Source organism: Enorma timonensis (genome assembly GCF_000321165.1).
In the GTDB taxonomy this organism is placed as follows: Bacteria; Actinomycetota; Coriobacteriia; order Coriobacteriales; family Coriobacteriaceae; genus Enorma.
Genome location: NZ_CAPF01000062.1, coordinates 1 through 11,974, shown reverse-complemented (window position 1 = coordinate 11,974; position 11,974 = coordinate 1). Strand labels below are relative to the sequence as shown.

Here is an 11,974-nt window from a genome sequence, read left to right as displayed (position 1 = left end):
TTTCGCGTTGTTTGTTCTATTCGGGGTGCTTGAAGGGGAGGGAAGACCATGCTCGAGGTACGGAATGCTCGCGTTCTGCTCGAAGACGCGGCTCCCGCCCTGTGTGATGTCTCGTGTCACATCGCCCCCGGAGAGCTCGTGGCGTTCATCGGGGCGAACGGGTCGGGCAAGAGCACGCTCGCGCGCCTCATGTGCGCCGCTCAAGCGCCCTCTGAGGGCGCGGTCGTAGTCGATGGTATCTCGTCTGCGGATAGAGGGGGAGAGGAGCGCGTACGGCGGCTCGTCGGCCGCGTGGGGCAGGCCCCCGCCGACCAGGTCATCTCGACCGTCGTCGCGGACGAGGTCGCGTTCGGCCTCGTGAACCTTGGCCTTGACGAACCCGAAATCGAGGAGCGCAGCGCGCGGGCGCTTGCCGCCGTGGGTCTTGAGGGTTTCGAGGCGCGCGCGGTGGAGAGCCTATCCGGTGGCGAGCAGCAGCGCCTCATCCTGGCTGCGGTGCTCGCCATGGAGCCCTCGTACCTCGTGCTCGACGAACCCACCTCGCAGCTCGATAGCGCGGCGCGGGCGTCCTTCCGGTCGCTCGTGCGTGATGTGGCGCGTGCGGGCACCGGCGTGGCGCTCATCACGCACGATCCCCTCGAGGCGCTCATGTGCGACCGCGTGTATTGCCTCGATGCCGGGGGCATCGCCTGGGAGGCGACACCGCGCGAGCTGCTCGAGGCGGGCGACGGCAGGCTCGCCGAGGTGCTGCCGCCCTCCACCTATGTAGATGCGCTGCGCGCGGTCGTCGCGCATGGCTACGATCCTGCGCAGGGCATCGAGCCCGATGCGGTGGCATCGTGGCTCGCGGAGCAGCTGGAGGCGGGGGCGCTTGATGCCCGGAGCGTTGCCGAGGCGGCGCAGGCGACTCGTAGCGGGCCGCGGGCGGACGCGTCGCGTGATGTCGATGACGACGCGCACGAAGGACTGAGCGCTCGGGATGTGCGCGCCTCGCGCGGCGGCAGCGAGGTGCTGCACGGCGTCTCGCTTGACATCCCCGCGGGGAAGGTTGTGCTCGTCGCGGGTGCCTCGGGCGCCGGCAAGACGACGCTCGCCTGCACCATCGCGGGGCTCACCGCGCCGGATGCAGGCGATGTCGCGCTCGCGGGGCAGCCGGTCACGGCGGGCGCGGTGGGCGTCGCGTTCCAAGATCCCGAGGCGCAGCTCTTCTTGGAGTCGGTCGCGGAGGAGTTCGCCTTCGCCCCGCGGAACCTCGGCTTCTCGGAGGAGCGCACCGCGGCCGCGGTGGAGCGGGTCGCCCGCATGCTCGACGTGGACGAGCTCCTCGATCGCGACCCCTTCGCGCTCTCGGGCGGGCAGGCGCGCCGGGTGGCGCTCGGCGGCATCCTCACGGCCGAGCCGCGCGCCCTTGTGCTCGACGAGCCGAGCGCGGGGCTCGATGCGGCGGGCCGCGCCGCCCTGCATGGCCTCGTGCGCTCGCTTGCGCGCGACGGGATGCCCATCATGGTGGTCAGCCACGACCTCGAGGAATGGCTGGCAGATGCGGACCGTGTGGCGCTCATGCGCGCGGGCGCGATCGCGTGGGCGGGCACCCCGGAGGAGCTCGACGTCGCGGCGTTCGAGCGCTCCGGCATCGAACCCCCGGAAACCATGCAGCTCCGGCATGCGGTCGATGCGCTGCTGGCGGCGGGGGAGCCGGCGGCGCAGCAGGCACAAGGGGTCGTGCGCCGACCCGTCGCGCCCGCATCCAAGGCTGCGCAAACCCCCGCGATGCCGCTCGCATCGATCGACGCACGGGTGAAGGTGCTCCTGTTTCTCGCCGCGGCCGTGGCGGTGTTCCTCGCGCCCGCGCCCTGGGCGCTGCTCGCGTGGCTCGCCCTCGCCCTCGTGTCGCTCAGGGCGGCCGGTGTGCGGGCACGGGCGGCCGCGCGGTCGCTCCGGGCGCTGCTCGTCCTGTTCGTGCTCGTGATCTTGGCGAACGTCATCTCGCTCGATGGCAGCGCCGACATCATGCTCGCGGCCCCGTTCGGCATCAGCGTCGCGGGCGCGATGCGGGCGGGGCTTGCCATGGCGCGCATCATCGTGCTCGCGTGCCTCGCGCTCGCCGTGGGCGCATCCACGACGCCCACGGAGCTCGCCGATGCCTTCGTCCGCCTCATGGCGCCGCTCGGGCGCGCGGGCGTGCCGGTGGGCGACATCGGCCTCGCGCTCTCGATGGCGCTCCGGCTCATCCCGCTCGTCAGCCGGGAGGCGGAACGCATCCAGCGGGCTCAGGCGGCGCGCGGCGTGTCGTTCGCGGGCGGCGCGCTCGGGCGCGTGCGCGCATGGGGCACGGTCATCACGCCGCTCGTCGTGGGGCTCTTCCGCAGGGCGGACCGCATCGCGGAATCCATGGACGCGCGCGGGTTCGAGCCGCACGCGCGCCGCTCCCGCCCGCGCCCGCTCGCGGCGCGCGACCGGTTCGCGCTCATCGGGGGGCTAGGCACGATGGCGGCTATCGTGGTAGCGTCTCATCTATGGTAGGAAGGATGGAGCCGATACCTCGGTTCCCCGGCTGGTAAGGGAAGATGGCATGGACGAGACGGCGGCCAGCGCGGGACGCGCGGCGACCATCGTGCTTCGGCTCGCATATTCGGGCGGTGCGTACAGCGGGTTCGCGGAGCAGCCCCAGGAGGGGGTGCGCACGGTCGCGGGCGAGCTTCGGCGCGCGCTCGAGGTCTTCCTGCGCCGCCCCGTGGAGCTCACCTGCGCGGGGCGCACGGACGCCGGCGTGCACGCGCTCAGCCAGTATGTGAGCTTCCCGGCCGCGGGCGATGAGCTCGAGATCCCCGCACGGCGCTGGCTGCGCGCCATGGATGCGCTCCTGCCGCGGGACATCGCCGTCCAGGAGGTCTTCCACGCGGCGGAGGGCTTCTCCGCCCGCTTCGACGCCTGCGCGCGCACCTACATCTACCGCATCGCGGACCGCCCGAACCGCCCCGTGCTCACGCGCGACCACGTGTGGTGGCAGCGCATGCCGCTCGACGATGCCGCGATGGCGCGCGCCGCCCGGGCGCTCGTGGGCGAGCATGACTTCAAGAGCTTCTGCAAGGCGTCGTCGGCCGAGGGGAAGCCCACGTGCCGCAACGTCATGGCGGTGGGCTTCGAGCGCGGGTGCGAGCTCGGCGAGGAGGTGCTCGCGTTCACCATCACCGGCAACGCGTTTTTGCATTCGATGGTGCGCACCATCGTGGGGACGCTCGTCGAGGTGGGCGCGCACCGTCGGGACGAGGCATGGGTGGCGGACGCCCTCGCCGCCTGCGACCGCGCGGCGGCAGGTCCCACGGCTCCCGCGTGCGGCCTCGTGTTCGCCGATGTCGCCTACCCGGAGGGCGTGCTCACGCCCCTCGCGTGACCGCACGCGGCGGGCGAGCATGTGCCCGCCGTCTGCCCGCGCCCCCGCACGATGCCGCCATGTTGTGCTGGGAAGATGCAGAACATTTGAACAAGACGTGCAGCCCCATCCCCTGAAATCGAGGGAAAAGCGCGGGTGCTACCATGTAGCCAAGTGACGCTTGCGAGAAGCGAGAGGGGGCTGGGCACATGGCGCTCCATGCCGTGCGGAAGCCGTTTGCGACGGTCGTGCTCGTCGTGCGCGATGCCGAGCGGCGCATCGTCCGTTCCCTCGAGAGCGCGCTCAACCAGTCCTCCGGCAGCGTCCAGGTGGTCGTGAGCGACTGCGGCTCGCGCGACCGCACAGTCGCCATGTGCCGGAGCATCGCGGAACGCGACATCCGCGTCGACGTGATCGAGAACGGCGAGGTGGACTACGCCCAGGCGTTCGATGCTGCCCTGGAGCAGGCGCGCGGCGACTACATCCTGGCCATGGCGCAAGACGATTGGCTCGCTCCCGGCGCCCTCGCGGCGCTCGAGCGCGCGGTCAAGGCGCACGACCTCGAGCTCGCCATCATGGCGCTCTCCGTCGACGAGCCGATGGGCTCGGGCGGGCATGCCTCGCATGTGCTCCGCTTCTCCGTCGAGCCCACCACCGATGCCGAGGCTTTCCGCGACGAGGTGCCGCTCTTCATGAACGAGGGCATCCTGGGCTTCGTGCGGGGCAAACTCTTCGAGCGCGCGCGCATCGAGGGGCTGGGGATGCGCATGGGGCTCTTGGGAAGCCAGACGGCTTTCATGGCGGCGTATATCGAGGACGTCGAGCGCGTGGCGCGGTCGAGAGCGCCCTATACCATATGGACCCCCGCCTTGCGGGCATCGATGCCGAGGTGTACCGGATGCATGAGCGCGACCATGAATGCATGCTGCAGCTCGCCGCCGCATGGCACCGGGAGCATGACGAGGCGCTCATGCGCGCCATCCATCAGCTGCATATGCGGCAGATCATCGTGAGCATCGAGCGCGTGTACGCGCAGCACGGCATCTCGTCCATCGAGCGCACCGAGCGCGTGCGCGACATCGTCACGGCGCCGAGCACGCGCGAGACGGTCGCCGCCCTGGGGCGGCAAGGGCGCACCCTCGGCTTCATGTATGCCTTGATCGCGCGGAAGAATATCCTGGGATGCTGCCTGAGCGCCCGCTTCGCGCAGCTCGCCCGCATATCGCGGCTGCCCATCGGCCGCAGTCCTTTCGACCTCGTTGCCTGCGTGTGATGCGGCGCGCGCCCGGCTCGCGGCGCGCAGTTTTTCATATTCTGCATAGAGTATGCTTCCAAATGATTACATTTCCGCAGTTCTCTGCAGATTTCAGTAAACTATCGCTATGCATACCACGTTTTGTCGAAGGATGGGCGCATATGGCAAAGAAGCGCAGCAACCGGCAGGAAGCGATCCGCGAGATCGTCCGCAACAAGGACGTCCGCACGCAGCGCATGCTCGTCGATGAACTCAAGGCATATGGATTCGATTGCACGCAAGCCACCATCTCGCGCGATATCGCCGATATGGGGCTGCGCAAGCTGCCCGAGGGCGTCTACGTGCTCGCGGAGGACCTGCATCTGCAGCGCATGGTGTCCGAGCTCGTGGTGGAAGTGGTGCGCACGGGCAACCAGGTGCTCGTGAAGGCGCAGCCCGGCACCGCCTCGGGCATCGCCGCCGCCATCGACGCCGCTGAGCTCCCCGCCGTGCTCGGCTCGCTCGCGGGCAACGACACGATTCTCGTCATCACGCGCACGGAGGAGGACGGCGAGCGCTTCGAGAGCCTCATGTCGAAGCTCTGCGGTTCGCGCCGGTAGGGGTCGGGGCCCCTCCGCGGGCGGGTTCTCGCGGGCGCGCGGCTTGCTGCATCTGCATCTTCGTACGAAAACGCCCGGGTACCGCATCGCTGCGATACCCGGGCGTTCGTGAGACATTGGGTGAGACATTGGGGACGGGTTCGTTTGACTCACCGAGTCATTTGAACCCGTCCCTATTGACTCGGTGAGTCATTTGAACCCGTCCCCATTGACTCAGGCGGCGGGTTCGGGATCCGTTGTCGTGGGCGGTGTGGGATCCGTCGTCGTAGGCGGGGTGGGGTCTGTCGTCGCAGGCGGCTCCTCCGGCTCGGGATCCGGCTCGGGCTCGCTCGTTGTGGGGCTCGTCGGGCTTGAGGGCGAGCTCGGTGACGTGGTGGTCGGCGCTTCCTCTTCCTCGGTTTCGGGCGTCTCGGCCGTGGTCGCGCTGCCGCCGGTGAGCGGCTTGCCGTCGACCTCCCAGTACGAGTCGGCGCGGTAGGAGGGCGTGGTGCCGGTGGGGAACTCCTCGCGCTCCACGCCGTCGAGGATGGTGTTGAAGAAGTTGCGCGCGATGGGCTGCGGCAGGTCGCTCGTCGAGGCGGTGCGGCCGCCGATGTAGATCGTGTTCGAGCCGCCGGCCGTGAAGCCCGTCCACACGGCGACGCTGTACTGCGGGGTGTAGCCGCAGAACCACAGGTCGCCGTAGTTCTCGGTCGTTCCCGTCTTGCCGGCGAAGGGCTGGTTCACCGAGAGCTGCGCGGTCATGGCGGTGCCGTTGGAGACGACGCCCTCGAGGATGTCGGTCACCACCTCGGCCTCGCCCGTCTCGAGCACGCGCTCGGGCTCGTCCTTATGCTCGTAGATGACCTCGCCGTCGCGGTTCGTGATCTTGGTGATGGCGATGGCGTCGCGGTGCATGCCGCCGGAGGCGAACGTCGAGAACGCCTCGGCCATCTGCAGGGTGGAGAGCTCCTCCGTGCCCAGCGTGAGCGAGGAGTTGGGATCCATGTCGTTATCGATGCCGAGTTCGTGGCACATGTCGATGACGTTCTGGACGCCCACGGCCTTCGCGATCTGCACGTAGCCCGTGTTCGATGAGAGCTCCGTGGCGCGAGCGAGCGAGATGTAGCCGTACTGGGCGTTGCCGATGTTCTGCACGGTGTACGTGCCGTCGTCGAAGGTCTGCGGCGAGTTGCAGTTGATGATGATGTTGGGGTTCATGCCCTCGTGGATGGCCGTGGCGAGCGTGAACGCCTTGAAGGAGGAGCCCGTCTGGCGCTGGGTGATCGCGTGGTTGGTGTGCTCGCTGTCGGCGTAGTAGTCGCGTCCGCCCACCATGCCCACGATGGCGCCGGTCTTGTTGTCGATGACGGTCATGCCGGCCTGGAGGTTCTCGACGCCCACCGCGTCGAGCTGGTCGATCACCGCCGCCTCGGCGGCCGCCTGGACATCGGGCTTGATGGTCGTCTGCACCGTGAGGCCGCCCGAGAAGATCTGGTTGTAGTCGAACTCGTTGGAGAGCAGGTTGCGCACGTAGTCGACGAAGTACGGGTAGTTGTAGATGTCGACGCCCGTGCCGGAGGTCTCGGAGAGGTTGAGCACGATGGGCTCGGCCTGGGCGGCGTCATGCTCCTCCTGGGTGATGTAGCCGTTCGAGAGCATGCGGTCGAGCACCGTGTTGCGGCGGCTCAGGGCGTAGTCGGGGTTGACGGTGGGGTCGTACTGCGACGGGGCGTTCGGCAGGCCCACGAGCAGCGCCGCCTCGGCGAGGGTGAGGTCCTTGGCGCTCTTGGAGAAGTAGACGTTCGAGGCCGCCTCGATGCCGTAGGCGCCGTGGCCGTAGTAGATGACGTTGAGGTACATGTTGAGGATCTCGTCTTTGGAGTAGATCTCCTCCATCTTCACGGCGAGGTAGATCTCGCGCACCTTGCGCTCGAGCGTGACATCGAACTGCTCGTCCGAGAGGATCGTGTTGCGCACGAGCTGCTGGGTGATGGTCGAGGCGCCCTCGGAGCCGCCGGTGAGCTGCACCGCGACGGCGCGCAGGATGCCCACCGGGTCGAAGCCGCCGTGCTCGTAGTAGCGCTCGTCCTCGGTGGCGACCGTGCCGTCGACGACGTACTTCGAGATCTGGTCGAGGCTGACCGTCGTGCGGTTCTGCGTGTAGAAGCTCGCGATCTTGTTGCCGTCGGCGTCCAAGATCGTCGTGGGCTCGCTCGAAAGGTACAGGTCCGTATCGGTGTAGTCGGGAAGGTCCTGGAGCCAGGTATCCACGACGCCGATCATGCCGACACCGAAGGCGACGCCCGCGAGGAGCATGAAGCCGAAGAACGAACCGATGATGATGGGCGCAATGTGCGTTTTCGCGCGGAACCGGCGTTGCCGCTGGCGAGGACCCATATCGACCTCCTGAAGGTTTCGACGCCGCGCATCGCGGCGGGGCGCCGCGGGCGGATGCTCGTCATACATACACTTCACCACATTACCGCAACAACGCCGCCCGAGGTCTTGGGTATGCTTATCGAAGGCAAATTTCAGACCGATTGCATACCGTTGGCGGGCTTTGACGGGTGCGCGGCCGCAAGCGCCCCTCGGCGAGGCGTCCGGGGCGCCGATCGAAAGGTGGGACATGGAGCACGGGTTCACGGGCGCAGCGGAGCGCGCCGCCGTCCCGGGGGCGGGCGCAGGGGAGCGCCGGCAGGCCGGTCGGCACCTGCGCCGCGCGCCGCGCCCGGCAGATCCCATCGCGGTGCTCGCCGTGGGCCTCGCCGTGCTGCTCGCGCTCGCGCTCATCCCCATGGTCGCCATCTCGCGCTACGACCACAGCTACGCCGACGACTGGCACTACGGCGTGGACGCGCACGCCGCGCTCGAGGCGGGCGAGGGGCTCCCTGGCGCGGTCGCGGCCGCCGTCACCGAGGCGGCGGACACCTATAGCTCGTGGCAGGGGACGTACTCGGCCATCGTGCTCATGGCGCTGCAGCCCGGGGTCTTCGGCGAGGGGCTCTACGGGCTCGGCGCGGTGGGCATCATCGCGGCGCTCGTGCTCGCCACGGGCTACGCCGCCTCGGTCGTCGTGCGCGACGTGTGCGGCGCGGGGCGCGCGGAGTGGCTCTGCGTGACCTGCGCGGCGCTGCTGCTGCAGACGCAGCTGCTGCCGAGTCCCGTCGAGGGCTTCTGGTGGTACAACTCCGCCATCTACTACATCTTCTATCATGCGCTTCTGCTCGCGGGCGCCGGTCTTTCCGTGCGCCTCCTGCGCGGGCGGACGCGCCGCGGCGCGCTCACGGGGCCGGGAATGGCGGCGCGGTGCGCGGCGCTCGTGCTCCTCGCCTTCGTGATCGGCGGCGGGAACTACGTGACCGGGCTCGTGGCGGTGGTCGCGCTCGCGGGGGCCGTCGTGGCGGCGCTCGCGCGCGGCAGGCGCTCCGCGTGGCTCCTGGTTCCGGCGCTCGCGGTGCTCGCCGTGGGGTTCGCCTGCTCCATGGCTGCCCCCGGCAACGTCGAGCGCCAGCTGAGCCAGTTCCCGGGCGACAACCTCGGCGTGGTGCTCACGCTCGTGCGCAGCGCTCTCGCGGGCTTCGAGTACGCGCTGCTGTGGACGAACGGCTTCATGGTGCTCGCGCTCGCGCTGCTGCTGCCGGTGTTCGCGCGCATCGCCCGGCGGTCGCGCTGCTCGTTCGCCCTGCCCGGGGTACCCGTGGTCGCGCTCGCGCTGCTCTTCATGGCGAGTTTCGCGCCGACGTTCTTCTCCATGGGCACCGTGGGGCCGGGGCGCGTTCAGAACATCCGCTATGACTTCTTCGTGGCGGCGGTGCTGCTGTGCGCGGGCTGGCTCACCGGCTGGGTGGTGCGGCGCCTGGAGCGGCGGGAGGCGTGTCGGGAAGGGGACGGCGCGACGGCCGCCGGCGCGCGCCCGTTCCCGCGCCGCCGCGCGCTCGCTGCGTACCTCGGCTGCTGCATGCTCGCGCTCGTCATGGCGGTCGCATCGCTCGCCGTCGACGAGCGGCACCGCGACGACCTCGTGTCCATCTCGGCGGCGACCTCGCTCATCTCGGGCGAGGCGCGGGAGTACGACGAGCAGGTGCGGGCGCGCCTCGCGTACCTCGAGGAGAGCGAGGAGGGCTCCGTCGACGTGGCGTACTACACCGCCGCGCCGAAGGTGCTCTTCATGGGCGACATCCGCGACAACATGGATAACTACATCAACTACCGCCTCGCCCAGTGGTACGGGAAGGAGAGCATCATCGGCTACCACGCCGTGCTCTCGTAAGGTGCCGCCGCCCATGCGGCCATCCCGGCGCGCGGGGGAGCGGGCGCATCCAATGCCTCGACCCCGCCCCACGGACGCCGCATCTAGGCTACACTAGAACCATCTGTGACCAGAGCACCGCCCGTCGGGCGAGGGTGCTAGAGATACCAGGAGGGTGAGCTATGCTCCCAGTCGATGAACAGATGCGCATCATCACGTCCGGCACCGCGCAGATCGTCCCGGAGGAGGGGCTGCGCAAGAAGCTCGAGCGCGGTGTGCCGCTCAACATCAAGCTCGGCGTCGACCCCACGAGCCCGGACCTGCACCTGGGGCACGCGGTGCCGCTGCGCAAGATGCGCCAGTTCCAGGACCTCGGCCACAAGGTGACGCTCATCATCGGCAACGGCACGGCGCTCATCGGCGACCCGTCGGGCAAGAACTCCACGCGCCCGCAGCTCAGCTCCGAGCAGATCGAGGCGAACGCCGAGACCTACGTCTCCCAGGCCATGAAGATCTTGGACCCGGAGAAGACCACCATCGTGCACAACGCCGACTGGATCCTCTCGCTCGACCTGAAGGGCTTGCTCGAGCTCTGCAGCAAGTTCACCGTCGCGCGCATCCTGGAGCGCGACGACTTCACCAAGCGCTACCAGAGCCAGACGCCCATCGCGCTCCACGAGTTCCTCTACCCCGTTATGCAGGCCTATGACTCCACGGTCATCAAGGCCGATGTGGAGATGGGCGGCACCGACCAGCTCTTCAACCTGCTCGCCGGCCGCGAGCTCATGGAGAAGATGGGCATGGAGCCGCAGGTGGCGCTCACCATGCCGCTGCTCGAGGGCACGGACGGCGTGCGCAAGATGAGCAAGTCCTACGGCAACTACGTGGGCCTCACCGACGCGCCGGCGGACGCCTTCGGCAAGATCATGTCCATCCCGGACGAGATGATCGGCAAGTACTACCGCCTGGCCTCGACCCTTTCCGTGGACGAGGTGGACGCGATCGACGCGGCGCTGGCCGACGGCTCGGCCGACCCGTACGAGCTCAAGCGCGCGCTCGCGGTGAACATCGTGGACGCCTACCACGGTGCCGGCGCGGGCGAGGAGGCGAAGGCCGCGTTCGACCGCGTGTTCAAGCAGGACGAGCTGCCCGAGGACATCGCCGAGGTGCACGTGGACCTCACGCCGAACGCCGAGGGCCTCGTGTACCTCGCCGGCGTGCTCAAGGAGGCCGGGCTCGCCCCGAGCGCGGGCGAGGCGCGCCGCCTCATCGACGGCGGCGGCGTGAAGATCGACCAGCAGCCCGTGGCGCCGAAGAGCTACAACGTCGACCCCGCGCTGCTCCATGCGGGCACGGTGCTGCAGGTGGGGAAGCGCAAGTTCGCGCGCCTGGCCTAGCGGCGTGGCGGGCCGCGTGCTGGCGAGGATCGAGAAGGGTGTCTGAGATGTCGGAGGCTGCGATGGGGGATTCCGCGGTGCGGCTGTGCGTGGTGGTGCCGTGCTACAACGAGGAGGAGGTGCTGCCCGAGACCGCGCGGCGGCTCGCGGCGAAGCTCTCGAGCCTGGTGGAGCGGGGCGCCATCGCGCCGAGCAGCCGCGTGCTCTTCGTGAACGATGGCAGCCGCGACGCGACCTGGGCGCTCATCAAGGAGCTCCACGCGGACCCGGTGCGCCTGGGCGTCGAGGGCGATGCCCCGTGGTTCGAGGGCATCTCTTTCGCGCATAACGAGGGGCACCAGAACGCGCTCTACGCCGGGCTCATGCGCGCGCTCGACGAGGGCTTCGACTGCGCCATCTCGCTCGACGCGGACCTGCAGGACGACATCGACGCCATGGACGAGATGCTCGAGAAGCACCGCGCCGGGGCGGAGATCGTCTACGGCGTGCGCAGCAGCCGCGGCACGGACACGGCGTTCAAGCGCGGCACGGCCGAGGCGTTCTACGGCTTCATGCGCTGGCTCGGCGTGGAGCTCGTTTCGGATTCCGCCGACTACCGCCTCATGGGGCGGCGCGCGCTCGCGGCGCTCTCGGGCTACCGCGAGGTGAACCTCTTTTTGCGCGGGATCGTGCCGGCGCTCGGGTTCACGACGGACAAGGTGTACTACGTGCGCGGGGAGCGCTTCGCGGGCGAGTCGAAGTACCCGCTCAAGAAGATGGTCTCCTTCGCGCTCGACGGGATCACGTCGTTCTCGGTGAAGCCCATCCGCTGGGTCACGCTGCTCGGCGGCCTCTCCATCATCGTGGCGCTCGCGATGTTCGTCTACACGCTCGTGAGCCTGGCGCTCGGGCATGTGGTCGAGGGCTGGTCGAGCCTCATGGTCTCCATCTGGCTCGTGGGCGGTCTCATCATGCTCTCGCTCGGCATCGTGGGCGAGTACGTGGGCAAGATCTACCTTGAGACCAAGGCGCGCCCGCGCTACATCGTGGCGGAGGCGACCGACGGCGTGGCGCACGACGGAGAGCTCCGCGCCTGAGCCATTGGGGACGGGTTCAATTGACTCAGCGAGTCATTGGGGA

At 69.1% G+C, this 11,974-nt stretch carries 9 protein-coding genes; 8 read left to right on the top strand and 1 reads right to left on the bottom strand.

Annotated features, from left to right (window positions below; translation table 11 throughout):
• Positions 1–48 precede the first annotated feature (48 nt).
• The 5 genes from BN423_RS07350 (at position 49) to BN423_RS07330 (ending at position 5,227) form a co-directional block, all read left to right on the top strand.
• Positions 49–2,523, top strand: coding sequence for an ATP-binding cassette domain-containing protein (locus BN423_RS07350; RefSeq protein WP_019239616.1), 2,475 nt, complete (start codon positions 49–51; stop codon positions 2,521–2,523).
• 49 nt (positions 2,524–2,572) lie between these two features.
• Positions 2,573–3,394 carry a tRNA pseudouridine(38-40) synthase TruA gene (truA, locus tag BN423_RS07345; RefSeq protein ID WP_019239615.1) on the top strand — a complete coding sequence of 274 codons (822 nt, stop codon included), beginning with the start codon at positions 2,573–2,575 and terminating at the stop codon, positions 3,392–3,394.
• Between the two features lie 188 nt (positions 3,395–3,582).
• Entirely contained in the window at positions 3,583–4,386 is an 804-nt protein-coding gene (locus BN423_RS07340; RefSeq protein ID WP_026089041.1) for a glycosyltransferase family 2 protein, read from the top strand.
• The gene (locus BN423_RS07335) at positions 4,344–4,646 is read left to right on the top strand and encodes a hypothetical protein (protein ID WP_019239614.1); all 303 of its coding nucleotides are present in this window, start codon (positions 4,344–4,346) and stop codon (positions 4,644–4,646) included. Before BN423_RS07340 ends, BN423_RS07335 begins: the two co-directional genes overlap by 43 nt.
• A gap of 143 nt (positions 4,647–4,789) precedes the next feature.
• On the top strand, positions 4,790–5,227 hold the full coding sequence (locus BN423_RS07330; RefSeq protein WP_019239613.1) for an arginine repressor: 438 nt from the start codon (positions 4,790–4,792) through the stop codon (positions 5,225–5,227).
• Between the two features lie 213 nt (positions 5,228–5,440).
• Here the strand turns inward: BN423_RS07330 and BN423_RS07325 are convergent, their stop codons facing one another.
• Positions 5,441–7,606: a transglycosylase domain-containing protein gene (locus BN423_RS07325; protein WP_019239612.1), complete on the bottom strand. Its 2,166-nt coding sequence runs from the start codon at positions 7,604–7,606 to the stop codon at positions 5,441–5,443.
• 229 nt (positions 7,607–7,835) lie between these two features.
• Between BN423_RS07325 and BN423_RS07320 the strand changes: the two genes are divergently transcribed.
• From BN423_RS07320 to BN423_RS07310, 3 genes are all read left to right on the top strand, one after another.
• Positions 7,836–9,479, top strand: coding sequence for a DUF6056 family protein (locus tag BN423_RS07320; protein ID WP_019239611.1), 1,644 nt, complete (start codon positions 7,836–7,838; stop codon positions 9,477–9,479).
• 161 nt (positions 9,480–9,640) lie between these two features.
• On the top strand, positions 9,641–10,855 hold the full coding sequence (gene tyrS, locus BN423_RS07315; RefSeq protein ID WP_026089040.1) for a tyrosine--tRNA ligase: 1,215 nt from the start codon (positions 9,641–9,643) through the stop codon (positions 10,853–10,855).
• Positions 10,856–10,902: 47 nt separating this feature from the next.
• Complete coding sequence (locus tag BN423_RS07310; RefSeq protein WP_019239609.1) at positions 10,903–11,931, top strand: glycosyltransferase family 2 protein; 1,029 nt, start codon at positions 10,903–10,905, stop codon at positions 11,929–11,931.
• Positions 11,932–11,974 lie beyond the last annotated feature (43 nt).